This window comes from Hwanghaeella sp. LZ110 (assembly GCF_048892525.1).
GTDB lineage: Bacteria > Pseudomonadota > Alphaproteobacteria > UBA8366 > Aestuariispiraceae > Pacificispira.
Window position 1 is genome coordinate 33,221 of sequence record NZ_JBLZHT010000009.1, and the last position, 23,836, is coordinate 57,056.

The window sequence follows — 23,836 nt, forward strand, 5'->3', positions numbered from 1 at the left end:
CTATGACCCATTACGATCCGAAGGATGGTTGACGCCGTCATTTGTTGGAACGGAGCCTAGGTCGAACGGATTGATGCCTTCCAAACAGCCAACATTGATGCTGAACCGATTAGGGTTCATGCGCTGTTTATGGTGGGTATTAATGCCACAGATTTTGCAAAAATAGTGCTGTGCTGTTTCCGTATGGAATTGATACAGCGTCAAAGACTCTGCGCCTTTCATAATTTCCATATTTTCCAGACCAGTTTCGACAACGATTGTGCCGCGCCGTCGACAATAGGAACAATCACATCGGCTGGGCGCGGTGATCCCGTTTGGCAAGGTCACCTTCATTTCAACCGCACCGCAATGGCAGGTCGCCTTGTAGGTTTTTACGGTATTCATTCAGTGCGGCTCCTTTTGTCTTTTCCCAGCCCCCTCGACGGGGGACGTGCCCTCTTCTATAACAGGGCGGGACGGAAAAAGGCGAGGCCCTGATGGCAAAAGATGAATATGGATTTGAGACCCTGGCGCTGCATGCTGGTGCGGCCCCCGACAGCGCGACGGGTGCGCGGGCGGTGCCGATTTATCAGAATACGTCCTATGTCTTTGACGATGCGGATCATGCGGCCTCTCTGTTTAATTTGCAGGAGCCTGGTTTTATCTATTCCCGCCTGACCAATCCGACCGTTGCGGTGCTGGAGGAACGCCTTGCGGCCCTGGAAAAGGGGATTGGCGCGACGGCAACCGCGTCCGGCCATGCCGCCCAGATGATCGCGCTGCTGCCCCTGATGGGGCCGGGGGATCACATTATCGCGTCGTCAAAGCTGTATGGCGGGTCGATCACCCAGATGGGCCATACCTTCAAGAAATTCGGATGGCAGGTCAGCTTTGTTGATCCCAGCGACCCTGATGCTTTTCAAAAGGCGCTGACGGCTAAGACAAAGGCGATCTTTGTCGAGTGCCTGGCCAATCCAGGCGGTGTCGTGGTGGATTTGGAGCCGATTGCTGCCATCGCCCATGGCGCGGGCATTCCCCTGATCGTCGATAACACGATGGCCACCCCCTATCTGTGCCGTCCGGGGGAATTTGGTGCGGATATCGTGACCCATTCGACAACCAAGTTCCTGTCGGGTCAGGGCACGGCGCTGGGCGGCGCAGTGATTGATTGCGACAGTTTCGATTTCCACAATCCGGAGAAATTCCCCAGCCTGGCAACGCCAGCCCCTGAATATCATGGCCTGACCTTTACGGAGAGTTTTGGCAATCTGGCCTATACATTATATGGGCATGCGGTGGGGCTGCGCGATATTGGTCCGACGCAACAGCCGATGAATGCCTTCCTGACGATTTTGGGGATTGAAACCTTGCCGGTGCGGATGGACCGCCATATCGCCAATGCCCGGATCGTGGCGGATTATCTGGACGGCCATGCGGCGATAGCCTCTGTCGGCTATGCCGGGCTTCCGTCCAGTCCGTATTACGATCTGGCGCGCAAATATATGCCCAAAGGACCGGGATCGGTTTTCACCTTCAAACTGAAGGGTGGGTACGAGGTCGGGCGCAAGCTGGTCAATGCGGTTGAATTGTTCAGCCATCTGGCAAATATTGGCGATGCGAAATCCTTGATCTTGCATCCGGCCTCCACAACCCATAATCAATTGACGAAAGAACAGCAGACTGCCGCAGGGGCGGGACCCGATGTGATCCGACTGTCCATCGGGCTTGAAACGGTAGAAGATTTGATCCGGGATTTGGATCGGGCGCTGGCAATCGCGACCGCGTGACACAACTGACAGAAAGTATCTGACCTATGAGCGAGAATCTGTTCCTGAAACTGTTGCAAGAGCGCAGCCACCTGATCGCCGATGGCGCGATGGGCACCAATCTGTTTGAGCGCGGTTTACAGTCCGGCGATGCCCCAGAGCTTTGGAATATCGACCATCCGGACCGGGTTGCCAGTGTGCATCAGGAATTCGTGGATGCGGGCGCAGATATCATCCTGACCAACAGCTTTGGCGGAAACAGTTTCCGGCTGAAACTGCATGATGCCCAGGATCGCGCCTATGAACTGGCGAAGGCTGCGGCCCAGGTCGCGCGCGCTGTTGCGGATAAGGCCGGGCGTCCTGTGGTGGTTGCGGGTTCTATCGGCCCGTCTGGTGAATTGTTTGAACCGGTCGGCCCGGTAACATTTGAACAGGGCAAGGCTGCCTTTGCCGAACAGGCGCGCGGTCTGATTGATGGCGGCGCGGATATCCTGTGGATTGAGACGATTTCGTCCCGCGAAGAAAGCGCAGCAGCGGTTGCCGGTGCGGCAGAAACGGGACGACCCGTTGTCTCCACCATGACCTTCGACACGGTTGGGCGCACCATGATGGGTGTCACGCCAGCGGATGCCTATCGCCATTTGATCGACCTGCCGACCGCACCAACAGCGATTGGGGCAAATTGCGGCCTGGGCGCGACAGAAAATGTGTTGTCCATTCTGGGTATGCGCGAAGCCATCGGTCCGGACGCGATCATGGTGGCAAAGGCCAATTGCGGGGTGCCACAGTTTAAGAATGGGGCCTTCACCTATACCGGAACGCCTGAACTGATGGCGGATTATGCACGGCTGGCCCGGGATTCCGGGGCACGGATTGTGGGCGGTTGCTGTGGCACAACGGGGGTCGTGCTGAAGGCGATCCGCGACGCCCTGGATGGCTATGTCCCTGGCGAACCGCCGACCATGGATCAGGTGGTCGCCAAGCTGGGCCCGTTGGCCGGGGTCACGGATAAGCCTGCCCATGGCCACAGCCACGGGGCGGGCGGTGATGATGGATCAGATGGCGGCCGTCGGGCGCGCCGTCGCCGCCGCGACTAAGCTAGGGTGGCGCCGCCGCGACTAGATATAGGCCGTCGCTGCCGCGACTGATATAGGATGGTGCGTTTATCCTAAGGTAACGGCGGTACCGTTGGCGACCACCATCAGCATGCCGTTTTCCTTGCCCAGCACTTCATAGTCCAGGTCGACGCCGACAATGGCATGGGCCCCCAGGCCTTTGGCCTGTTCGGTCATGTCTTCGATGGCCGCCTCTTTGGCATCCTGCAGGATTTTTTCATAGGATCCGGACCGGCCACCTACAATGTCACGGATTCCAGCAAACATATCCCGGAAGATGTTTGCGCCGATGATCGCCTCTCCGCTGACAATGCCTTTGTAATCGGTGATGCGGCGGCCTTCGATGGACTCGGTGGTGGTGACAATCATGATGGGATGCTCCTTCCTGCTGTGCTAAACCCTGTGGGCAATCTTATAGGCTGGATCGGGAAAGAAATGAACCAAAAGACGGATAAACGCGCAATTTGGGGCTGGTGCTTGTATGACTGGGCCAATTCTGCTTTTCCCACCCTGATTTCAACCTTTGTCTTTGCCACCTATTTTACCCAGGCGGTTGCGGAAACGCCTGAACAGGGGACATCGCAATGGGGGTATGCCACCTCTATCGCGGCATTGATCGTGGCTTTTTCCGCCCCGATTCTGGGGGCGGTATCAGATAAGGCCGGGCGGCGGAAACCCTGGCTGTTTGTTCTGACCGGTATCGGGGCGACGGCAACAGCGGCGCTGTGGTGGACCTTGCCCGATGCCTCCGCTGTCCCGCTGGCATTGGGATTGATGGTTTTGGGCACAATCTGTTTTGAGTTGGGGATGGTGTTTTATAATGCCATGCTGCCCGATGTTGCCCCGGACGGTATGACGGGCCGAATTTCCGGTTGGGGCTGGGGGCTTGGTTACGGCGGGGGGCTTGCCGCCCTGGCGATCAGTCTGGTGGTCTTTGTTCAGCCTGACCCTGCCTGGTTTGGGCTGGACAAAAACAGCAGCGAGCATATCCGGGCGATCCCTGTTCTGGCCGGGGTCTGGATGGCGCTTTTTGCGATTCCCTTATTCCTTTGGACGCCGGATCGACAGGATACCGGCATTTCGGCAGGAACAGCCATTCGCGAAGGTATCTCGACTTTAATCGGGACAATCCGGCATCTGGGGCGATATCGACAGGTTCTGCGCTTCCTGATCGCCCGGATGTTTTATACCGATGGATTGAACACGCTGTTTGCCTTCGGGGGTATTTTTGCGGCGGTCAGTTTCGGGATGGAAAGCGATGAGGTTCTGATGTTCGGGCTTGCGCTGAATGTCACGGCGGGGCTGGGCGCGGCGGGATTTGCCTTTCTGGATGATAAATGGGGGCCGAAGCCTGTGATCACCCTGTCGGTCGGGGCGATCGCAGTGATCGGGATAGCAATGCTGATGGTGACGGATAAATCCGTCTTCTGGGCATTGGGGATGGGACTTGGCCTGTTTCTGGGGCCCTCCCAGGCCGCCAGCCGGTCGATGATGGCGCGAATTGCGCCCGCCGCGTTGCGCACGGAATTTTTTGGTCTCTATGCGCTTAGCGGTAAGGCGACCGCCTTTCTGGGCCCGGCGCTTCTGGCTGTTGTGATTGATATCACGGACAGCCAACGCATTGGTATGGCGACGATCATTCCCTTCCTGATCCTGGGTCTAATTCTGTTACAATGGGTGCGAGAGGATACATGACGACAAAAACCGATCTAAGCCATGCGGACCGATTGGCGCTGAAGGCATTGAGTCAAAGATCAGATGCCCGTGGTTTGGTGCAGGTCATCGGTCATTTTGGCCTGGTCGGTCTTCTTGGTTTCGGGACATGGCAGGTTCAGGATGTCTGGGGATGGGTTTCGGCTGTGCCATTGCAGTTTCTGTTGGGTGTCGCCTTGGTATTTCTATTTGCGCCTGCCCATGAATGCGTGCATCGCACAGCCTTTGCCACACGCTGGTTAAATGATGCCATCGCCGCCATTGCCGGGTGGGTGCTGATCCTGCCACCGCAGTATTTCCGGGCGTTTCATCTACAACATCACCGATACACGCAAATTCCGGGAAAAGATCCCGAACTGGCGGGCAAGAGGATCGAAACCCTGGGCCAGTATCTGTGGCATGTGACCGGTATCCCCTATTGGCGGGCTGCGGTGACGGGCCTGGTGATGCATGCTTTGGGACGGGGCATGGAGGATTTCCTGACCGGGCGCACCATTCAAACGGTGCAGCGGGAGGCGCAAGTCTATCTGGCCCTTTATGCCGGTGCAGCGGTGCTGTCGCTGTGGCTGGGAAGCTGGTTCCTGGTGATCTATTGGGTGGTTCCCGTCGTGTTGGCCCAGCCTTGCCTGCGCCTGTATCTGCTGGCGGAACATGGGCTGTGCCCGATGGTTGATGATATGTTTCGAAATACCCGCACGACCCTGACCAATCCGCTGGTCCGGGCATTGGCCTGGAACATGCCCTATCACACGGAACACCATGCCTTTATGGCCGTTCCCTTTCATCGACTGGGTCAGGTTCATGTGTTGTTTCAGGATCGAATCACTGAGCAGACGCCGGGCTATGGGGCCTTTCACAGAAAATTTCTTAAGCATTTGCGAAGCCCCCAGGCTTCGGTCTAATCTGATTGAAATGTTCTCGGGGCGGGGTGAAATTCCCCACCGGCGGTAAGGTCTGACGTCTGGCAGGACGGATGGGCCAAGCCCGCGAGCGCTTTGAAATTGCCCGTTTGGGAATTTATTCCGTTTGGGCAGTTTGAAAGGTCAGCAGAGTCGGTGAGAAACCGACGCCGACGGTTACAGTCCGGATGGTAGAGAACGGAAGCGTGCGCAGATCCCAGCGATCTATGGTCGGGGCAGGTCTGTGTTGCGTCTTTCCGTGCGCCCCGCTGGGTTAGGATCGTTCGGAAAGGAAATTTATATGACGTCGCCTCATGACAATCAGAATACGGCCCCCAAAATCGCGGTAATTCGTGCGCGCTGGCATGCCGATATTGTGGATCGCGCGGCATCCAGCTTCGTTTCACATTTGCCGAAGGTTGGCTTATCAGGAGCGCAGGTGGAACAATTCACTGTGCCGGGCGCCTATGAAATCCCCCTTTTGTGTCAGCGACTGGCACGGCAGGGCGGGTTTGATGCGATCGTCGCCTGTGCTCTGGTGGTCGATGGGGGTATCTATCGACATGATTTCGTGGCCCGTTCGGTGATCGACGGCATGATGCGCGTGCAGTTGGATGAAGGCGTGCCGGTCCTGTCCGTGGTGCTGACGCCGCATCATTTTCATGATCACGCGGATCATCTGGATTTCTTCAGCGCGCATTTTGACAAGAAGGGCCGGGAAGCGGCAGAAGCGGCAGCGGCGATATTACTGCCCTCGCATCAGGGGGCAGGCTCGATGCCTCACGCAGTTGTCATGTAACGTCATTAGTGGATTGTCGCTGGACGTACTAGATGATGGCCTGGAACATCGCCAATCATCCGAGACAAGATAATGAGCAGCACTGTGAACCCTGAAAACCCCACAAAGAAGAAACCCCTGTGGCAACGCGTCATGCCACTGTTGATTCTGGCGGGGCTTTTCGCTGTCTTTTTTGCCTTGGATCTTGGGCGGTATGTCAGTTTTGACGCGCTGCGGGAAAATCGGGATCAGTTGCAGGATTTTGTTGCGGCTAACGCCATAGTGGCCGTGTTGGTTTATATGGTGCTGTATGCGGCCATGGTTTCCGCCTCGCTGCCGGGTGCCACGGTATTCACGGTTGCGGGCGGCTTCCTGTTTGGCAGTATTCTTGCGACCTTGTACACGGTTGTGGCGGCGACGATCGGTGCCACGATCATCTTTCTGGTGGCCAGGACCGCGATGGGAGACACCTTACGGGACAAAGCCGGCGGTCGGGTTGACAGGCTGCTGAGCGGATTTCGTCAGGATGCGTTTAATTATCTGCTGGTCTTGCGGCTGGTACCGATATTCCCGTTCTTTCTGGTCAATATCGCGCCCGCTTTTGCGGCTGTGCCTGTGCGGGTTTACATCGCGGCAACCTTTTTGGGCATTATTCCAGGAACCTTTGTTTATGCCCAGGTTGGGACCGGGCTGGGCAGTATCTTCGATTCCGGGCAGGCCTTTACATTGGGCAGTGTCCTGACACCGGAAATCATTATCGCCTTGGCAGGGTTGGCCGTTCTGTCGGTTATTCCCGTCATATATAAGCGATTTAAGAAAGGTGCCTAATTCGGCATGACAGTTGCCGCCCTGCCCTTTGTCTGGATTTCCTGCTTCAGTGTCATGACATGTCCCGCATCGTCGCGGGCCCAGTATTGCAGGGTAATGCGATCCGGGTCCAAAGGTGTTGCGAAATGATGATCGCGCTGGGTCAGGCTGCCGCCTGGTTCAATGCGATAGCGCACACAGGCATCGGCGCAGGATGTGCCGTCTTCGACGCAGACCTTACCGCGATAGATGAACAGGCCTATTCCCGCTGATTCCTTAAAGCGGCGGTCATGGGTAAAGCGATGTCGCCCTTCTTCAAATGAATAGACGAAATCGCTGAGTGTCAGGTTCAACCGGGCGGGCGTTTGGGAGTCCACGCTGGGTTCTGGCAATTCCTTCAGGCAGGCCGTACTGATGCCACTTGGGCCAGACTGGTTGGTTGTGTCTTGCGCAGATGTATCATCCGCGTCATCGCAGGCAGCCATGCCGCCCATAATAAGGGCCGCCAGCATTACGCGTTTCCATGCACCCATATAAAATAACCTTCATCCGGCACTCAGATTAACCCATTCCCAGTTTACTGTTTCCGGGCGCATTCTACCGCTAAATCTTAGTCCTGGTCCAGAATCATCCGGTTCCGCCCACGGTCAAGCCGTCTAAACGCAGGGTGGGCTGACCGACACCGACAGGAACGCCTTGACCTTCCTTGCCACAGGTGCCGACACCATCATCCAGTTTCAGATCATTGCCAATCATGGAGACCTTGGTCAGCGCATCTGCGCCGTTCCCGATAAGTGTCGCACCTTTCACCGGCGCACCGATCTTCCCATCTTCAATTTTATAGGCCTCGGTGCAGGAGAAAACGAATTTGCCATTGGTGATATCAACCTGACCACCGCCAAAATTGGTGGCATAGATGCCGTTCTTTACGGAGGCGAGGATTTCCCCAGGGTCTTTGTCGCCGGCCAGCATATAGGTATTGGTCATCCGCACCATTGGGCAGTGGGCGTAAGATTGGCGGCGACCGTTTCCGGTCGATTTAACCCCCATCAGGCGCGCATTCATCCGGTCCTGCATATAACCCTTCAGAATACCGTCTTCGATCAGCACAGTTTCGCTGGTCGGTGTGCCCTCATCATCGACGGTCAGGGACCCGCGGCGGTCTTTCAGGGTGCCATTGTCGACGACTGTCACGCCCGGGGCCGCAACGCGCTGACCCAACAATCCTGCAAAGGCTGACGTTTTCTTGCGATTGAAATCCCCTTCCAGGCCATGCCCAATTGCCTCGTGCAGCAGAATGCCCGGCCAACCCGGTCCCAGAACAACCGTCATTTCGCCAGCCGGGGCCGGGATCGCCTCCAGATTGACAAGTGCCTGACGCAAGGCCTCATCCACTTGTGCCTGCCATTTGTCTGGGGAGACAAATGTCGCGAAATCCATGCGCGCGCCACATCCATGGCTGCCGGTTTCCATGCGCCCATCCTGTTCGACGACGACGCTTACATTGACGCGCACCAAGGGGCGGATGTCGGATGCGCGCTCCCCATCCGGGCGCACGATCTGGATGGCGGACCATTCTGCTGACAGAGAGGCCGTGACCTGTCTGACTCGGGGATCTTTTGCCCGGGCATAGGCATCGATTTCATTCAAAAGCCCGACTTTTGCATCAAAGGTCAATGTTTCCAGCGGGTTTACGTCGGAATACAGCGCCATATTCGTGCGGGGCGGGGCATCAGCCAGAACGCCGCCATGGCCGCCATGCACAGCCTGCACCGCCGTCGCTGCGCGCTTGATCGCCGCCTCGCTTAATTCGCCGGAATGGGCATAGCCTGAGACTTCACCCACGACAGACCGCAGGCCAAAGCCTTGAGACGTATCGAAACTGGCGCTGCGAATGCGCCCATCGTCCAGCACAAGGCTCTCACTTTGACCATATTCCAGATATAATTCGCCATCTTCAGCGCCTTTAAGGCTGTCGGCGACAAGCCGTTCCACCCGTCCCTGGTCCAGTTCGGTGCGACCGTAAAACAGGTCGTCGGTGATGGCGATATCAGACATGATCATTCCCTTTTAACTGTTCGGCCACAGACTGACTGGCCTAAATGGATCGGGCGTGGACGGCTGTAAATCAGGTCAGACACTGATCTAAACACGGTGTTGGCGCATATATGTTACACGTGAGCATAAAATTCAAAGGATGGTTGCGACGATCATAGCGTTACCTGCCGCAACGGGGTATGCAAGACTTCCTGACATTTCGGGAACCTGGGGCGCTTAGGTAAAATTGTGTTGCTTTATTTGAGATAGGAGCAGGACCGCCATGGGCAAGACCCAAGCACCAATCGACAAGCATCCCGCTCCCGCGGAAGGGAGCTTGTCGGATGTGTCCGAACAGCAAGGGCTGGTAAATGATGGTGTGCGGAAATTCGCGTTTCCGAAGGAACACCCATTGCGATATGCCCTGACAAACGAATTGCACGCCCGTCCTTTTGAGATGCTGACGCCGCCGGTACAGACCAGCATGTATGCGACCGTTCTGGGCGAAGGTGCTGGATCAGGCGTTTTCGATCACCTGAAAGCATTGTGCGATCGATACGGCGTCAATCCGCCGCATCGCGATATGAACCATTTCTCAGCGGATTTTGGGCCTTTCCGGTTGCGGTTCGAACGGCATACTGAATTTGCCTCCTATACGGTGCTGCGCCATGGGTCTTTTGATGTGCCGTTTGAAAAGCCCGCTTCTGACTTTCTGCCGCGCGAATGGCTGGAATCCATGCCGGGGGAGGTGTTATTGGCCATTCATGTCGCGATACTTCCTGTTGAAGGGCCCGATCCGGATCCTGATCTGCTATCTGACCTGTTCGTGCCGGAAAGCCTGGTCAACAGCATACTTTCGGGGAATTCGGCACAGGTTTGGACGGATTTGCGCATTCATGGCGATGGTCATAATAGAATCCTCCTGAAACCCTATGACCTGCCTCCGGCGAAGGCGGGGCGTGTTGTGCAGCGATTGCTGGAAATTGCGGCCTACAGGAATTTCGCGCTGTTGGGCTTGCCTGCCGCCCGAGAAGTCGGACCGGAATTGACCCGAATTGACGGTGGCTTGGCAAAACTGACGGCGGAAACGGCATCCCTGGTCGAATCCGGGCCCGATGGAAGCAAGCCGGACTTAACCAAACAAACGGGGGCCACGCACCGTGAATCAGAGCTGTTGATCCAATTGATGCAGCTTTCCGCAGAGATTGAACGGTTGAATTCCCGGCACAGCTATCGCTTTTCGGCATCCAGAGCGTATTTCGCATTGATTCGGTCGCGCTTGACAGAATTGCGCGAGGAGCGTGTTGAAGGATATCAGACCATTCAGGAATTCCTGGATCGGCGTCTGGCCCCTGCGATGCGAACCTGCGAATCGGTCGAAGATCGGATGGCCAGCATGTCCCGGCGCGCCACCCGTGCCGCCAACTTATTGCGCACCCGTGTTGATTTTAAACTTGAGCGTCAGAATCAGGGGTTACTGACTTCTATGGATCGGCGCGCCAAAATGCAATTGCGCCTGCAACAGACCGTTGAAGGCCTGTCTGTGGCCGCGATAACATATTATGCTGTGGGATTGGTTGGATATGCGGCAAAGGCGCTGATGGAGTTCGGGCTGCCGGTTTACCCACCGCTGGTGCAGGGTATTGCGGTGCCGGTGATTGCGATCGGTGTTTGGTTCGGTTTGCGCCAGGCCCGAAAACACAGCCGTTTAGACGATTGACGGCCGGAATTTTCTCAGGATCGTCAGGTGCTACAATCTGTCGCTGATTGGTTCCGCGTCTTTAATTTTACCCAAAGTTGGCGCAAGCTTGGGATATGAACATGGGCTGGATGCCCCGAAATTAGGCGAAATTCGTTGATTTCATGGCCGGGCTGGTGTTTAACCCGCAAGTCCGTCTTTTTGGGTCAGACGTGGGGTCCCACAGTCTGTGTACCTTGAATAAGACGCAGAGCACGATAGTATGGAGATGGGTAGGAAATCTGGTGACACGACGTGCAAGGCTCGCAGGTCCGACACTGTTAAGGGTTTCTTACGATCATGGTGTAACGCGCGATCGGTTGAACGGTTGGTTCAATTGAATATCGCGGGGGAAACGGGAGATTAAGGGTGCGGAAGCTCTTTACGATTCTTTCCGGTTTGGCTGCAGCGGGCGTTGGGTCCATTGCCAGTGCCGGTCAAGCCTTGGCTGCCAAAGCAGAACCTTGGCAAATGGGGTTACCGGATCCGGTTACGCCCTTGGCGCACCAGATGGCCGATTTTCATAATTACTGGCTGTTGCCGATTATCACGGTCATTACAATTTTCGTATTGGTCCTGTTGCTGTATGTCTGCTGGCGGTTCCGTGAAAGCGCGAATCCTGTGCCGTCCAAGACAACCCATAATTCCATGCTGGAAGTTCTGTGGACGGGTATCCCTGTTCTGATTCTGGTGGTCATGGCCTTCCCCTCTCTAAAGCTGCTATATGCAACTGATGAAGTTGAGGATTCGGAAATGACGGTGAAGATCGTCGGGCATCAGTGGTATTGGGAATACCAATATCCGGATCATGGCAATTTCTTCATCGAAGCGCGCATCGCTGCGACGACGGAAGAAGAGGCGAAGGAACAGGATGTCCACCGCCTGATGGCGACAGATGAAATGTTCGTGCTGCCTGCTGATACGAAAATTCGCCTTCAGATGACATCAGCAGACGTTATCCACAATTGGTCCATGAGCGATTTTGGCGTCCGCATGGACACGGTTCCCGGTCGTTTGAACGAAGCCTGGACCCAGATTGACAAGCCTGGCATTTACTACGGTTTCTGCTCTGAATTGTGCGGGGATGCGCATGCATTCATGCCCATTCAGGTTCAGGTTCTGCCAAAGGCGGAATTTGCGGCCTGGGTTGAACAGGCGCGGGAAAAATATGATCCGGTCGAACAAGCACAAGCGCCATCGGTGTCTCGCGCTGTTGCCACCTCGCCGGCCCAAGCGGTCGAATAACGGAGCGCCGGGCGCGTTCGACGCCTGGACCATGTAATTTAGGTCACCAGTATTGCCTGGGGCCGAAAAGGGAAGACGGAGAATTTCGATGGGATATGCCGCAGCAGCGCATGATGATCACGGAGCCCCGACGGGTATTGCTCGCTGGTTGTTTTCAACCAACCATAAAGACATCGGGACGATGTATCTTATCTTCTCGATTATTGCAGGACTGATCGGGGGTGCGGCTTCCATCTATATGCGGATGGAATTGCAGGAACCGGGCGTTCAGATTATGTCGGGCGGGCATGAATGGAATACGGTGATCACCGCGCATGGTCTGATCATGGTGTTCTTTGTTGTTATGCCCGGACTGATCGGGGGCTTTGGGAACTGGTTCGTGCCATTGATGATCGGCGCGCCGGATATGGCTTTCCCCCGTATGAACAACATCTCTTTCTGGCTGTTGATTCCTGCATTTGCGCTGTTGCTGTTGTCGACATTGATTGGTGGCGGCGCCGGAACCGGCTGGACAATGTATCCGCCGCTTTCCAGCACCGGGCAGGGATTGTTTACCGGGCATGATCTCGCCGCTGTGGATTTTGCGATTTTCGCCCTTCACCTGGCGGGGGCCAGCTCGATCCTGGGGGCGATCAACTTTATCACGACGATTTTCAACATGCGTGCCCCTGGCATGACCTTGCATAAAATGCCGTTGTTCGCCTGGTCAATGCTGGTAACTGCGTTCCTTCTGGTCTTGTCGCTGCCGGTTCTGGGGGGCGCCATTACGATGCTGTTGACGGACCGTAATTTCGGCACGTCCTTCTTCCGTCCGGATGGCGGCGGGGATCCGATCCTGTTCCAGCACCTGTTCTGGTTCTTCGGTCACCCGGAAGTGTATATCATGATCCTGCCTGGCTTTGGCATCCTCAGCCACGTTGTTTCCACGTTCTCCAAGAAGCCCATTTTCGGGTATCTGGGCATGGCCTATGCCATGGTCGCAATCGGGGTCGTGGGCTTTGTCGTCTGGGCGCACCACATGTACACGGTGGGTCTGGATGTCGATACGCGGGCCTACTTTACTGCGGCAACAATGGTGATTGCTGTCCCGACCGGGATCAAGATTTTCAGCTGGATCGCAACAATGTGGGGCGGTTCCATCCGTTTCACCGTGCCGATGCTGTGGGCGATTGGCTTCATCTTCCTGTTCACCGTTGGCGGCGTGACCGGTGTTGTTCTGGCGAATGCCGGCATGGATTTGCAGTTGCATGATACCTACTATGTCGTGGCGCATTTCCACTATGTTCTGTCATTGGGCGCTGTCTTCGCATTGTTCATGGGGATGTATTACTGGATGGGCAAAATGTCCGGACGGGAAATCCCGACCTGGGCTGGTTACGTGCACTTCTGGACCACCTTCGTTGGCGTGAACCTGACCTTCTTCCCACAGCATTTCCTTGGGCTGGCCGGGATGCCGCGTCGGTACATCGATTATGCGGATGGGTTTGCCGAATGGAATCTGATCTCATCGATCGGGGCCTATATCTCATTCGCATCGACACTGTTTTTTGTCATCGTGGTGATCTACACGCTGGTTGCAGGCCGCAAGGCGGCGGCCAATCCGTGGGGTGAAGGTGCGACGACATTGGAATGGACGGTCAGTTCACCGCCCCCATTCCATACATTCAGCACGCTGCCCCGCATTGGGGGTGGCAGCGGCCACTAAGCCAGGATTTCCCCGCCATTGGTCAGAATCCAATGGCGGGGTTGGTTTGCCCAGCCATTGTTTGGCGGGCGTCGCCAGGAAGCCATCGTATGGTCGATGCCGCTACCGAAACGAACCATGATTGGGACTGAAACAGCGTGAGTGATACCACTTTTCAATCCGCCACCCTGGAAGGGAATGCCCTGATAAATCGGGGATTGTCCGATCAGACTGGGTTGTCTGCCTCCAAAGGGGCGGAGGTCCGTGATTTTGTGCGTCTGTTGAAGCCGCGCGTTATGTCTCTGGTCGTGTTTTCCGGTTTTGCGGGTCTTTTTGTTGCGCCTGGTTCCATTCACCCGATTCTGGCGGCGGTTGCTGTGCTGTGTATTGCTGTCGGCGCTGGTGCAGCGGGTGCCATCAATATGTGGTTTGATCGTGATATCGACGCGATCATGGTGCGCACGCGGGGTCGTCCGATCCCCCGTGGTAAGGTTGCCCCGGATGACGCACTAGCCTTTGGAACTGTGCTGTCGCTGGGGTCCGTCGTGATCATGGCATTGGCGGTGAACTATGTCGCGGCTGGTTTGCTGGCGGTTGCGATCTTGTTCTATGTCTTCATTTATACGATGTGGCTCAAGCGCTCTACCCCACAGAATATTGTGATTGGCGGTGCTGCCGGTGCTTTCCCGCCGATGATTGGCTGGGCCGCAGTGACGGGCGGCGTGTCGCTGGAATCCGTTGTTCTGTTTGGGTTGATCTTTTTGTGGACGCCGCCGCATTTCTGGGCCCTGGCGCTTTATCGCAGGGGCGATTATGCCGATGCCGGCGTACCGATGCTGCCTGTTGTCGCGGGGGTGCGTGAAACCAAAAAGCAGATGTTTATCTATACCCTGCTGTTGTTTCCCTGTGCCGTTGCCCCCTATTGGCTGGGCGTTGCAGGTCCGTTGTATGGTATGGCCGCAGCGGTGTTGGGAGGATTGTTTATCCTGTCGGCAATCGCAGTATGGCGGGACGACAGTGACAAATCGGCCAAGCGCATGTTTGGTTATTCGATATTCTATCTGTTTGCCCTGTTTGGCGCGATGATCCTGGATCGTGGCGTTGGCTTGATCGGGTAACGTTTTTGAGGAGCGGTTGTTTTGGCCACTGAGTCTAAAGACACATTGACGATGACGGACGATGAAATCCGTCGCCGCCAACGCAGTCGGAACATCGCTGTCGCCCTGTCTGTGGCGGCCCTGGTGGTGATTGTATTTGTGGTGTCCGTCGTCCGCATCAAGGCGGGTATTGACGCATCAGCAGGCGGGTGATTGTCCAATGAGCAGAGAAAACGACATTGCACGGAAAAACAAACGGCTGATGATCGGCTGCGTATTGGTCGTCGGCTTTATGGTGGGGATGAGCTTCGCCTCCGTGCCACTGTACAATCTCTTCTGCCGCGTAACGGGTTATGGTGGAACGACCCAGGTCGGCACGGCACCAACCCAGGATGCTGTGTCGGATCGTCAGGTTACGATTCGATTTGATGCGTCGATGAACAAGGGCTTGCCGTGGCAGTTCAATCCGGAACAGCGAGAGATCACGGTGCGGGTCGGGGAAACCGGCATGGCCTTTTACAGGGCTGAATCCGTATCCAATGAACGGACCGTTGGCACGGCGACTTTCAATGTCACGCCGCTGAAGGCCGGACAGTATTTTGTGAAGACCGAATGTTTCTGTTTCACGGAACAGGCGCTTGATCCGGGCCAAGTTGCAGACATGCCGGTCAGTTTTTATATTGACCCCGGCATCCTGGAAGATAGTAACCTGGATGATACGAATACGATCACGCTTTCGTATACTTTCTATCGTAAGAAGGATGCGGAAGAGTCGGAAGACAAGAAGGCTGCAGCTGAAAATGAAAACACAGCAGCGCTTGATAGTGTCCAGCCGGTCAATTGACGCGGTGGAAGAATGTGGTTCTGTGTCACATCACGTGGCATAGGGTAAGAGGCGTAAACAAGAGTCTGGTGTTGGGCGTTCCGGTGGTGGGACGGGTCAATGCGGATCACTATGGGGGTTGAAGACCATGGCAGCCGATCATCACGCGGTCGATCACGATTATCATCTTGTAAATCCGAGTCCCTGGCCGGCTTTTGGGGCGTTAAGCGCCTTTATACTGGCCTTTGGGACGGTGTGGTATCTCCATCCGGATATGATGGGGGGCATTTCCATTGGCCTGGCGGGCACTCTCATCGGGCTGATTATGGTCCTGTTGACGATGTATTTCTGGTGGCGCGACGTCGTGCGGGAAGCCAATGGCGGCGACCACAAGCCAGTGGTTCAATTGGGCCTTCGGTATGGTATGGCGCTGTTCATCGCATCGGAAGTCATGTTCTTCGCAGCCTTCTTCTGGGCGTATTTCGATGTCAGTATCTTTACCGCCGATCCAATCCAGTTCGCGCGTGTCGAAGCAACCGGGGGGCAGTGGCCACCGGTTCACATCGAAACCCTGGATGCGTTTCATCTGCCGTTGTTGAACACCATGATCCTTTTGTTGTCGGGCTGTACGGTGACCTGGGCGCACCACGCCCTGCGCGAAGGGAACCGCAAAGGAACGATCCAGGGGTTGATCTTTACGGTCATCCTGGGGGCATGCTTCAGCGCTATACAGGCCTATGAATATGGTCATGCGTCCTTCGGATTTACCGAAGGTATCTATTCTTCAACCTTCTATATGGCGACCGGCTTTCACGGGTTCCATGTTCTGGTTGGAACAATCTTCCTGGCAGTCTGCCTGGTGCGCGTGAACCGTGGTGACTTCACGCCAACACAGCATTTCGGCTTTGAAGCGGCCGCCTGGTACTGGCATTTCGTTGATGTGGTGTGGTTGTTCCTGTTCGTCTGTGTCTACTGGTGGGGCGGCTGACCTCACACGTCTGCTTTTTATCAGGGGGTCAGGGATGTCATGGCGGCGCCCTGGCCCTTTGTTTGAAAACTGACCTTTTATACAGACGTGCCTTGCTGCAGTTTTCAACATACCTGAAAGGCCCCCAACGATGGCTCATTCGCATTATGATCTCCCGTCTCCCTGGAAGACCGGGTATAAGGGGCGTTGTCCGCGCTGTGGTGAAGGGCGGTTGTTTTCAGGGTTCTTGCAGGTTGCACAGGGATGCGGTTTTTGTGGCCTGACATATGACTTTGAAAATGCTGGTGATGGTGCGGTGCCGTTTCTGATCCTGATTATTGGGGCAATCGGGGTCGGGCTTGGCGCATGGGTGCTGCTGGCTTTTGATACCGCTGTTTGGGTGCCAATCCTGGTGACGGTTCCGGTTGTGATACTCCTGACTCTGGTTTTGATGCCCCGTGCGAAGGGTCTTCTGATCGCGCTGCAATATGTGAATCAGGCCAGTGATAGCGGAACAGACGGCCCGGAAAACTCATAAATTTCGACGTTCTGCGTCTAAAAGGAAATACATTTCATGCTCTCGCGTCTAAAGTTGGTTCCGACCCTGTTTACGATCCCTTCACTGATCGTTCTTGTGTCGCTGGGTGTCTGGCAACTGCAGCGGATGGAATGGAAGGCGGACCTGATCTCAAAGTTGCAGGAACGCTCGACAATGGCTGCAGAGACATTGCCGCAGGGCGACCTGTCGATGGACGACATGGAATTCAGGCAGGTCAAAATGACAGGCCATTTCCTGAATGAATCAGAGATGTTCCTGTTAAATCGATCACTGAATGGAAATCCCGGCTTGCATGTCATCACACCGTTTCAGCGGGATGATGTGCCTGGCGCTCCTGTGATCCTGGTCAATCGCGGGTGGGTTCCCTTCGATAAAAAGGAACAGTCCACACGCGAGGAAGGTCTGATCGATGGTCAGACCACGGTGAATGGCATTGTGCGGTTCCAGCGTCCAATCACGGGGCTGCAGCATGTATTCCTTCCGGAGAATGAGCCGGAACGAAACATGTGGTATTCGATCAACAGTACCCAGATGGGGACTCAGATTGGCGCATCCTTACCAAACTTCTATGTCGTGGATGGTAATGACATGGTACCTGGTCTCTTTCCGGTGGGGCGTCAGTGGCGTTTGGATATTCCAAATAATCATCTGCAATATGCGCTGACATGGTTCTTCCTGGCGATTGCCTTGGCGGTCATATTTGTTTTGTATCACCGCCCGCCGAAACAGGATCCTCAATCGGATGCCTGATGCCGTGATGGAACAGAATTCCGCCTATAAGAGACTAGAAGCGCGGTTTCGCCAGATTGCCCTATATGGTGAAGTGGCCAGCGTCCTGCATTGGGATGCAGCCACGATGATGCCCACGGAAGGGGCGTCGCCACGGGGAGAGCAATTGTCCGAATTACGGGTATTGGGTCATCGCGCCCTAACCGACCCAGTGATGGAGGATCTGTTCTCCGCAGCAGAACAGGAAGATCTGGAGTCCTGGCAGCGCGCAAATTTGCGCGAAATGCGGCGGGACCATAGATTTGCAACAGCGCTGCCCGACGATCTTGTCGCGGCCATCAGCAATGCGACCAGTACTTGTGAGCATGTCTGGCGCGACGCCAGGGCCAAGTCGGATTTTGCTGTCGTATCAGACAAGCTGTCGATCGTGATAGATTTGACCCAGGAAAGCGCCCAAGCCTATGGGCAGGCCTTGGACCTGGATCCGTATGATGCCTTGCTGGAATCCTATGCGCCGGGAGTAAGGGCGGCTGATATTGACCCGGTGTTTAATGATTATGCTGCTTTTCTGCCAGATTTCCTGGAAGCTGTGACCGCGCGTCAGGCGCAAAAGGGATTGCCCGTACTGCCAAAACCAGTGCCAGTGGCGCAGCAGCAGAAACTGGTGGAGCGCCTGGCAGGCGCAACCGGCTTTCGTTTTGAGGCAGGCCGCATTGATGTCAGTGCACATCCTTTCTCAACCGGGTATCGCGGGGATCAGCGCATCACCGTTTCTTATCGCGAAAATGACCCGATGGCCTCGGTCATGGCAGTGCTGCATGAATGTGGTCATGCCGCTTACGAGGCTGGATTGCCTGCCGCCTGGACAAGACAACCTGTTGGACAAGCCCTGGGCATGGTGGTGCATGAAAGCCAGTCGCTAAGTGTCGAAATGCAGGCCAGTCGGTCTTCAGAATTCCTGGGTTGGTTGGCTGTTCAGGCATCGGATGTTCTGGGCCCGGATCCCGCCTATGCGCCGGAGAATTTTCGACGCCTGCAACAATGGGTTCAACCGGATTTCATTCGTGTCGAAGCGGATGAAGTGACCTACCCCGCCCATGTTATTTTGCGCACACGATTGGAGAGACCGCTTTTGTCGGGGGATTTGCCATTGGCGGATCTGCCCGGGGCCTGGAATCAGGGAATGAAAGAACTGCTGGGCGTGGATGTGCCAGATGATCGTCGTGGCTGCTTGCAGGATATTCACTGGTATGACGGGGCCTTCGGGTATTTCCCAACCTACACATTGGGGGCGATGCTGGCCGCACAACTGGCGGAGGCGGCCCACAAAGCCAATTCAGAAATCCCACAAGCCCTTGCGCGCGGGGATTTTTCACCCTTGATGCAGTGGCTTGGTGATGCCATTCATACCAAAGGATCGTACCTGGAAGCCGATGGATTGATCACCCAAGCAACCGGCCGCACGTTGGACGCAACGGCGTTTAAGCGTCATTTGCATCGACGGTACCTGGAAGGATAGAGATGATGGATTTTTCGACCGAACAAATGGAAGAAGTTTGGAACTGGCTGGTGCCCACCGCCCTGGATTATGGCAGCAACATTCTGCAGGCCTTGATAATCCTGATTATCGGGCTGTGGTTGGCGGGGCGTTTGTCAAGCTGGACACGACGCAGTCTGAACAAGTACCAGCGGATCGATGGTACCTTGAAACCACTGTTCGCAAGCCTGTTGCGCTATTTGATTGTCATTATCACGATCATCGCGATCCTGAACCAGTTTGGTGTTCAGACGGCCAGCATTATTGCGATTTTAGGTGCCGCTGGTTTGGCAATCGGTCTGGCCCTGCAAGGTACCCTGCAGAATATTGCTGCCGGGATCATGTTGCTGATTCTGCGCCCGTTCCGGGTCGGTGATTTTATTGATGCTGGTCCCGTCTCAGCGACGGTGGATGAAATCGGCCTGTTCACGACCCAATTCACGACGGTTGATGGCGTTTATGTTTCCTGCCCGAACAGCAGCATTTGGAATGCAAAGGTGACAAATTATTCCCGCAACGGACAGCGCCGGATGGATCTGGTGGTCGGCATATCCTACGAGGATGATATTGGCGTTGCGATGACTGTTTTGAATGGTCTAATGGAAAAGGATGATCGCGTCCTGAAGGATCCGGCGCCACAATGCATGGTCACGACCCTGGGTGACAATTCGGTCAATATCACCATGCGGTTCTGGGCAAACAGCGCCGATTTCTGGGGGCTGAAGTGGGATATGACCCGGTGGACCAAGGAACAGATCGAAGCCGCTGGGCTCAGCATTCCATTCCCGCAGCGGGATATGCGAATGATTCCGGTCACGACCACAGAGTCAAAGGTCGCAACATCATCGGTTCCCGCCAAATAGGATACAGCGATGCGCTATGTTTCGACCCGTGGTTCTGCGCCTGATTTAGGTTTTGACGATGTTTTGCTGACCGGCTTGGCACGGGATGGCGGTTTGTATGTCCCATCCGACTGGCCGAAATTCTCCGCTGCGGAATGGCGGGAAATGCGCGGCCTGCCCTATGACGAATTGGCGGTGCGGGTCTGCATGCCCTTCCTGGGGGATGTCATTTCAGAAGATGATTTCGCCGACATCGCCACCGATGCCTATAGCGGGTTCGATCATGATGCCGTTGCCCCGCTAAAGCAGCTCAGCGCTGACACGTGGCTGATGGAACTGTTTCATGGCCCGACACTCAGCTTCAAGGATTATGCCTTGCAGGTTGTCGGACGCTTGTTCGAACATGTCCTGACCCGACGGGGAGAACGGATCTGTATCGTTGGCGCGACATCGGGTGATACCGGGTCCGCGGCTATCGAGGCCTGTCGCGACCGGGATGCGATTGATATCTTCATCATGCATCCGTATCAGCGGTGCTCGGACGTGCAGCGCCGTCAAATGACCACGGTAGCAGCATCCAATGTGCACAACATCGCCATTGATGGGACATTTGATGATTGTCAGGATGTCGTAAAGGCCCTGTTCAATGATCTAGAATTTCGGGATGACATGCATCTGTCTGCCGTCAATTCGATCAATTGGGCGCGGATCATGTGTCAGATCGTCTATTATGTGCATGCCTCCCTGTCGCTGGGGGCACCGGATCGGGAAGTCGCTTTTTCTGTTCCAACCGGTAATTTCGGGAATGTCTTTGCAGCTTATGCGGCCCGGGAGATGGGTTTGCCCATTTCCCAACTGATTGTGGGGTCCAATGAGAACGATATTCTGACTCGCTTTTTTGAAAGCAACGACATGTCGATGCGCGATGTGGTGCCAACCCATTCGCCTTCTATGGACATTCAGGTCTCCAGCAATTTCGAACGGTTGTTGTTTGAATTGATGGACCGGGATGGCGCGGCGACGGCCCATTTGATGCAAACCTTCCGGGCGTCGGGATATCTGAATATCGAAACACCCCGTTGGCAAAACGCTTTGCAACTGTTTTCCAGTCACAGATTGTCTAATGAACAGACGATAGCAGCCATCAAGGCGGTCTTGGAATCGACTGGCGAACTGGTTGATCCGCACAGCGCAATCGGCATTGTCGCAGGTTGGACCCGTCGTCATGATCCCAGCGTGCCACTTGTTGTCGCAGCGACGGCGCATCCCGCGAAATTCCCTGATGTGGTCAAGCAGGCAACGGGGCTGCATCCCAGTTTACCCCCGCGTCTGCTGGATTTGTTTGACCGGGAAGAGCGCTATGATCGTCTGCCCAATTCCGTCAGTGCGGTTCAGGATTATGTGCGCCGCGGGTCTAATCGGGCGGGTGCGCAATGACCAGTGATCCCCAGATCACAACACTGGATAATGGTTTGCGGATTGCAACCGATCCGATGCCAGGTCTGCGCACCGCCAGTGTCGGCGTGTGGGTCGGGGCCGGGGCGCGGGTTGAACCTGCGGAGATAAATGGCGTCGCGCATTTCCTGGAGCATATGGCTTTCAAGGGCACAAAACGGCGCAGTGCCCGCCATATTGCCGAGGAAATTGAAGCGGTTGGTGGGTTGCTGAATGCCTATACGTCGCGCGAGAATACCGCTTACTATGCCAAGGTCATGGCCGATGATTTGCCTTTGGCCCTGGATATCATTGCCGACATTCTACAAAATTCAACCTTTGATCCACAGGAATTAGAGCGGGAACGGGGCGTCATCCTGCAGGAAATCGGGGAGTGTCATGATACGCCCGATGACGTGATTTATGATCGGTTCCAGGAAGTCGCCTATCCCGGCCAGGCGATGGGGCGGCCTGTTTTGGGCACTGTTGATACGGTGCGCGATATGCCCCGTGATGCAATCCGCGACTTTATGGCAAAGCGATATGCGGGGGAGAATATGGTCCTGTGTGCCGCTGGTGGACTGGATCATGAACAGTTCGCCCAATTGGCGGCAGAGAAATTCCAGAATCTGGGCCCGGCACAAGAGACTGATAATCCCCGCGCAGTCTATCGGGGTGGAGAGTATCGCGAAGCCCGCGACAGCGAACAGGTTCATCTGCTGATGGGGTTTGAGGGGCCTTCCTTCGAAGGCCAGGATTATTACACGGCTGGTGTGTTGTCAGCCTTGTTTGGCGGCGGCATGTCATCTCGCTTGTTTCAGTCCATCCGGGAAGAACGTGGCTTGGTTTATTCAATCTATTCCTTCAGTTCGACGTTCGCTGATAGCGGTATGTTTGGGCTGTATGCCGGCACCAGCGAAAAGGATGTTGCCGAACTTATCCCCGTTGTGACGGACGAAATATGCGCGCTGGCTGACACTCTAACGGAAGCTGAAATCAGTCGTGCAATCGCGCAATCCAAGGCGTCCTTGCTGATGTCGCGGGAAAGCACGAACAGCCGCAGCGATCAATTGGGAAATCAGATGCTGGCGCATGGTCATCCAGTGTCCGAAGCAGATCAACTCAAGGCGCTGGACGCTGTGGACCATGATGCCTTGACCGCTATGGCGCGGCGGGTCTTTGCCTCGCCGCTTAGCCTGGCGGCGATCGGGTCGCTTTCTCAGCTTGAAAGTTATGAGCGTATCTCAGATCGTTTGCGCCTGAACTGACGGCGGGACTGATGTTTGACTTTTTCCGAAGCTCTCCCCCACGATGTGTTTTTTCTGGGCCACGGGTCTATTTGCGCCCCCCCAAATGGGCCGATCAAAAGGAGTGGCTGAAGGTTCGGGGAGAGTCCAAGGCGTTTCTGGAACCATGGGAACCTGCCTGGTCGCGCGATGCCTTGACTGCGGCGGCATTCCGTCGCCGTGTTCATCGGGTTGAACAGGAATGGCGCTCGGGTATCGGCTACGGTTTCTTTATATTTGACGGTAAAACCTCAAGCCTGGTTGGGGGGATCACCCTAGCGAATGTCCGCCATGGGGTGGTCGAATCCGCCAACATTGGATATTGGGTCGGGCAGGCATATGCGCGCCAGGGCTATATGTCGGAATCCCTTCAAATCACGCTGGATTTCGCCTTCCGCAAGCTCAATTTGCACCGGGTGGAGGCGGCATGTCTGATTGATAATGAGGCCAGCCGCCAGTTGTTGCTAAAGTCCGGATTCCAGTTGGAAGGGCGCGCGCGCAAGTTTCTATGCATAAATGGCCGATGGCAGGATCATGACACCTTTGGCATCTTGCGCACAGACGACCGCCCCGCCGTCCCGGTTATAGAAAGACAGTAGCAACAGCAACGGTTTCAATCTTGGTTAAATGCCTTACTTTTGCCTGATTTTCTGCGGAGAAAAGAATTGCCGCGTCGCATGAATCAGCGTACATCCAGAAGACCTAGCTTGGAATAGGCGGTCCAATTTTATAAACCACATCAGATCCCTTAACCAGAGCATGAAACAATCCCACTGTCAGATCCTGATAAATAGGATCACA

Annotated in this window: 25 protein-coding genes and 1 riboswitch; of the genes, 20 read left to right on the plus strand and 5 right to left on the minus strand. The window is 55.5% G+C overall.

Features of this window, described 5'->3' with window-relative positions; genetic code table 11:
• Positions 1 to 384, minus strand: coding sequence for a GFA family protein (locus tag ACOSDM_RS16505; RefSeq protein WP_420725656.1), 384 nt, complete (start codon positions 382 to 384; stop codon positions 1 to 3).
• 92 nt (positions 385 to 476) lie between these two features.
• Here ACOSDM_RS16505 and ACOSDM_RS16510 point away from each other — a divergent pair, with 92 nt between their 5' ends.
• Complete coding sequence (locus ACOSDM_RS16510) at positions 477 to 1,766, plus strand: O-acetylhomoserine aminocarboxypropyltransferase/cysteine synthase family protein (RefSeq protein ID WP_420725657.1); 1,290 nt, start codon at positions 477 to 479, stop codon at positions 1,764 to 1,766.
• A gap of 26 nt (positions 1,767 to 1,792) precedes the next feature.
• The gene (gene bmt, locus ACOSDM_RS16515; protein ID WP_420725658.1) at positions 1,793 to 2,842 is read left to right on the plus strand and encodes a betaine--homocysteine S-methyltransferase; all 1,050 of its coding nucleotides are present in this window, start codon (positions 1,793 to 1,795) and stop codon (positions 2,840 to 2,842) included.
• A gap of 66 nt (positions 2,843 to 2,908) precedes the next feature.
• Here the strand turns inward: bmt and ACOSDM_RS16520 are convergent, their stop codons facing one another.
• On the minus strand, positions 2,909 to 3,229 hold the full coding sequence (locus ACOSDM_RS16520) for a heavy metal-binding domain-containing protein (protein WP_420725659.1): 321 nt from the start codon (positions 3,227 to 3,229) through the stop codon (positions 2,909 to 2,911).
• A gap of 66 nt (positions 3,230 to 3,295) precedes the next feature.
• On the opposite strand from ACOSDM_RS16520, the gene ACOSDM_RS16525 reads away from it, so the two are divergent.
• From ACOSDM_RS16525 to ACOSDM_RS16540, 4 genes are all read left to right on the plus strand, one after another.
• Positions 3,296 to 4,555 (plus strand): MFS transporter, encoded by a 1,260-nt coding sequence (locus ACOSDM_RS16525; RefSeq protein WP_420725660.1) that lies wholly within the window; start codon positions 3,296 to 3,298, stop codon positions 4,553 to 4,555.
• Complete coding sequence (locus ACOSDM_RS16530; protein WP_420725661.1) at positions 4,552 to 5,475, plus strand: fatty acid desaturase; 924 nt, start codon at positions 4,552 to 4,554, stop codon at positions 5,473 to 5,475. The genes ACOSDM_RS16525 and ACOSDM_RS16530 overlap by 4 nt, the downstream gene beginning before the upstream one ends.
• Positions 5,476 to 5,483: 8 nt before the next feature.
• Positions 5,484 to 5,676, plus strand: a riboswitch (FMN riboswitch).
• Between the two features lie 97 nt (positions 5,677 to 5,773).
• Positions 5,774 to 6,271, plus strand: coding sequence for a 6,7-dimethyl-8-ribityllumazine synthase (locus ACOSDM_RS16535; RefSeq protein WP_420725662.1), 498 nt, complete (start codon positions 5,774 to 5,776; stop codon positions 6,269 to 6,271).
• A gap of 72 nt (positions 6,272 to 6,343) precedes the next feature.
• Positions 6,344 to 7,078, plus strand: a complete 735-nt coding sequence (locus ACOSDM_RS16540; RefSeq protein WP_420725663.1) for a TVP38/TMEM64 family protein — start codon at positions 6,344 to 6,346, stop codon at positions 7,076 to 7,078.
• Here the strand turns inward: ACOSDM_RS16540 and ACOSDM_RS16545 are convergent.
• Both ACOSDM_RS16545 and tldD read right to left on the minus strand, forming a co-directional pair.
• Complete coding sequence (locus ACOSDM_RS16545; protein WP_420725664.1) at positions 7,075 to 7,569, minus strand: hypothetical protein; 495 nt, start codon at positions 7,567 to 7,569, stop codon at positions 7,075 to 7,077. The two genes, ACOSDM_RS16540 and ACOSDM_RS16545, sit on opposite strands and share 4 nt — an antisense overlap.
• Before the next feature lie 115 nt (positions 7,570 to 7,684).
• Complete coding sequence (gene tldD, locus ACOSDM_RS16550) at positions 7,685 to 9,115, minus strand: metalloprotease TldD (RefSeq protein WP_420725665.1); 1,431 nt, start codon at positions 9,113 to 9,115, stop codon at positions 7,685 to 7,687.
• A 262-nt stretch (positions 9,116 to 9,377) separates the two neighbouring features.
• On the opposite strand from tldD, the gene ACOSDM_RS16555 reads away from it, so the two are divergent.
• The 3 genes from ACOSDM_RS16555 to ctaD all read left to right on the plus strand — a co-directional run bounded on the left by ACOSDM_RS16555 (position 9,378) and on the right by ctaD (position 13,782).
• Positions 9,378 to 10,814 (plus strand): DUF3422 family protein, encoded by a 1,437-nt coding sequence (locus ACOSDM_RS16555; protein WP_420725666.1) that lies wholly within the window; start codon positions 9,378 to 9,380, stop codon positions 10,812 to 10,814.
• Between the two features lie 387 nt (positions 10,815 to 11,201).
• On the plus strand, positions 11,202 to 12,077 hold the full coding sequence (gene coxB / locus ACOSDM_RS16560; protein ID WP_420725667.1) for a cytochrome c oxidase subunit II: 876 nt from the start codon (positions 11,202 to 11,204) through the stop codon (positions 12,075 to 12,077).
• 88 nt (positions 12,078 to 12,165) lie between these two features.
• Positions 12,166 to 13,782: a cytochrome c oxidase subunit I gene (gene ctaD / locus ACOSDM_RS16565; RefSeq protein WP_420725668.1), complete on the plus strand. Its 1,617-nt coding sequence runs from the start codon at positions 12,166 to 12,168 to the stop codon at positions 13,780 to 13,782.
• Here the strand turns inward: ctaD and ACOSDM_RS16570 are convergent.
• Complete coding sequence (locus ACOSDM_RS16570) at positions 13,779 to 13,901, minus strand: hypothetical protein (RefSeq protein WP_420725669.1); 123 nt, start codon at positions 13,899 to 13,901, stop codon at positions 13,779 to 13,781. The two genes, ctaD and ACOSDM_RS16570, sit on opposite strands and share 4 nt — an antisense overlap.
• Positions 13,902 to 13,919: 18 nt before the next feature.
• On the opposite strand from ACOSDM_RS16570, the gene cyoE reads away from it, so the two are divergent.
• The 11 genes from cyoE (at position 13,920) to ACOSDM_RS16625 (ending at position 23,634) form a co-directional block, all read left to right on the plus strand.
• Complete coding sequence (gene cyoE / locus ACOSDM_RS16575; protein ID WP_420725670.1) at positions 13,920 to 14,879, plus strand: heme o synthase; 960 nt, start codon at positions 13,920 to 13,922, stop codon at positions 14,877 to 14,879.
• A 51-nt stretch (positions 14,880 to 14,930) separates the two neighbouring features.
• Positions 14,931 to 15,071, plus strand: coding sequence for a hypothetical protein (locus tag ACOSDM_RS16580; RefSeq protein WP_420725671.1), 141 nt, complete (start codon positions 14,931 to 14,933; stop codon positions 15,069 to 15,071).
• Between the two features lie 7 nt (positions 15,072 to 15,078).
• Positions 15,079 to 15,702, plus strand: coding sequence for a cytochrome c oxidase assembly protein (locus ACOSDM_RS16585; protein WP_420725672.1), 624 nt, complete (start codon positions 15,079 to 15,081; stop codon positions 15,700 to 15,702).
• A gap of 127 nt (positions 15,703 to 15,829) precedes the next feature.
• Complete coding sequence (locus tag ACOSDM_RS16590; RefSeq protein WP_420725673.1) at positions 15,830 to 16,669, plus strand: cytochrome c oxidase subunit 3; 840 nt, start codon at positions 15,830 to 15,832, stop codon at positions 16,667 to 16,669.
• Positions 16,670 to 16,799: 130 nt separating this feature from the next.
• Entirely contained in the window at positions 16,800 to 17,186 is a 387-nt protein-coding gene (locus ACOSDM_RS16595; protein ID WP_420725674.1) for a DUF983 domain-containing protein, read from the plus strand.
• A 36-nt stretch (positions 17,187 to 17,222) separates the two neighbouring features.
• Complete coding sequence (locus tag ACOSDM_RS16600; protein WP_420725675.1) at positions 17,223 to 17,957, plus strand: SURF1 family protein; 735 nt, start codon at positions 17,223 to 17,225, stop codon at positions 17,955 to 17,957.
• The gene (locus tag ACOSDM_RS16605) at positions 17,950 to 19,455 is read left to right on the plus strand and encodes a carboxypeptidase M32 (protein WP_420725676.1); all 1,506 of its coding nucleotides are present in this window, start codon (positions 17,950 to 17,952) and stop codon (positions 19,453 to 19,455) included. Before ACOSDM_RS16600 ends, ACOSDM_RS16605 begins: the two co-directional genes overlap by 8 nt.
• Positions 19,456 to 19,457: 2 nt before the next feature.
• Entirely contained in the window at positions 19,458 to 20,336 is an 879-nt protein-coding gene (locus ACOSDM_RS16610) for a mechanosensitive ion channel family protein (protein WP_420725677.1), read from the plus strand.
• 9 nt (positions 20,337 to 20,345) lie between these two features.
• A complete protein-coding gene (thrC, locus tag ACOSDM_RS16615) occupies positions 20,346 to 21,752 on the plus strand; it encodes a threonine synthase (RefSeq protein WP_420725678.1) in 1,407 nt (468 codons plus the stop codon).
• Positions 21,749 to 23,017: a M16 family metallopeptidase gene (locus ACOSDM_RS16620; RefSeq protein ID WP_420725679.1), complete on the plus strand. Its 1,269-nt coding sequence runs from the start codon at positions 21,749 to 21,751 to the stop codon at positions 23,015 to 23,017. Before thrC ends, ACOSDM_RS16620 begins: the two co-directional genes overlap by 4 nt.
• 71 nt (positions 23,018 to 23,088) lie before the next feature.
• Entirely contained in the window at positions 23,089 to 23,634 is a 546-nt protein-coding gene (locus tag ACOSDM_RS16625) for a GNAT family N-acetyltransferase (protein ID WP_420725680.1), read from the plus strand.
• The last annotated feature ends 202 nt before the right edge of the window (positions 23,635 to 23,836 follow it).

Excerpts from the sequence above, each read along its gene's own strand:
- ACOSDM_RS16610 (WP_420725677.1), top strand. The coding sequence starts at position 19,458 with ATGATGGATTTTTCGACCGAACAAATGGAAGAAGTTTGGAACTGGCTG.
- thrC (WP_420725678.1), top strand. The coding sequence starts at position 20,346 with ATGCGCTATGTTTCGACCCGTGGTTCTGCGCCTGATTTAGGTTTTGAC.
- ACOSDM_RS16585 (WP_420725672.1), top strand. The coding sequence starts at position 15,079 with ATGAGCAGAGAAAACGACATTGCACGGAAAAACAAACGGCTGATGATC.
- ACOSDM_RS16535 (WP_420725662.1), top strand. The coding sequence starts at position 5,774 with ATGACGTCGCCTCATGACAATCAGAATACGGCCCCCAAAATCGCGGTA.
- ACOSDM_RS16510 (WP_420725657.1), top strand. The coding sequence starts at position 477 with ATGGCAAAAGATGAATATGGATTTGAGACCCTGGCGCTGCATGCTGGT.
- ACOSDM_RS16505 (WP_420725656.1), bottom strand. The coding sequence starts at position 384 with ATGAATACCGTAAAAACCTACAAGGCGACCTGCCATTGCGGTGCGGTT.
- ACOSDM_RS16525 (WP_420725660.1), top strand. The coding sequence starts at position 3,296 with ATGAACCAAAAGACGGATAAACGCGCAATTTGGGGCTGGTGCTTGTAT.
- bmt (WP_420725658.1), top strand. The coding sequence starts at position 1,793 with ATGAGCGAGAATCTGTTCCTGAAACTGTTGCAAGAGCGCAGCCACCTG.
- ACOSDM_RS16595 (WP_420725674.1), top strand. The coding sequence starts at position 16,800 with ATGGCTCATTCGCATTATGATCTCCCGTCTCCCTGGAAGACCGGGTAT.
- ACOSDM_RS16520 (WP_420725659.1), bottom strand. The coding sequence starts at position 3,229 with ATGATTGTCACCACCACCGAGTCCATCGAAGGCCGCCGCATCACCGAT.
- ACOSDM_RS16580 (WP_420725671.1), top strand. The coding sequence starts at position 14,931 with ATGACGGACGATGAAATCCGTCGCCGCCAACGCAGTCGGAACATCGCT.
- ACOSDM_RS16570 (WP_420725669.1), bottom strand. The coding sequence starts at position 13,901 with ATGGTTCGTTTCGGTAGCGGCATCGACCATACGATGGCTTCCTGGCGA.
- ACOSDM_RS16545 (WP_420725664.1), bottom strand. The coding sequence starts at position 7,569 with ATGCTGGCGGCCCTTATTATGGGCGGCATGGCTGCCTGCGATGACGCG.
- ACOSDM_RS16530 (WP_420725661.1), top strand. The coding sequence starts at position 4,552 with ATGACGACAAAAACCGATCTAAGCCATGCGGACCGATTGGCGCTGAAG.
- ctaD (WP_420725668.1), top strand. The coding sequence starts at position 12,166 with ATGGGATATGCCGCAGCAGCGCATGATGATCACGGAGCCCCGACGGGT.
- ACOSDM_RS16600 (WP_420725675.1), top strand. The coding sequence starts at position 17,223 with ATGCTCTCGCGTCTAAAGTTGGTTCCGACCCTGTTTACGATCCCTTCA.
- ACOSDM_RS16590 (WP_420725673.1), top strand. The coding sequence starts at position 15,830 with ATGGCAGCCGATCATCACGCGGTCGATCACGATTATCATCTTGTAAAT.
- ACOSDM_RS16605 (WP_420725676.1), top strand. The coding sequence starts at position 17,950 with ATGCCTGATGCCGTGATGGAACAGAATTCCGCCTATAAGAGACTAGAA.
- ACOSDM_RS16620 (WP_420725679.1), top strand. The coding sequence starts at position 21,749 with ATGACCAGTGATCCCCAGATCACAACACTGGATAATGGTTTGCGGATT.
- ACOSDM_RS16540 (WP_420725663.1), top strand. The coding sequence starts at position 6,344 with ATGAGCAGCACTGTGAACCCTGAAAACCCCACAAAGAAGAAACCCCTG.
- ACOSDM_RS16555 (WP_420725666.1), top strand. The coding sequence starts at position 9,378 with ATGGGCAAGACCCAAGCACCAATCGACAAGCATCCCGCTCCCGCGGAA.
- tldD (WP_420725665.1), bottom strand. The coding sequence starts at position 9,115 with ATGTCTGATATCGCCATCACCGACGACCTGTTTTACGGTCGCACCGAA.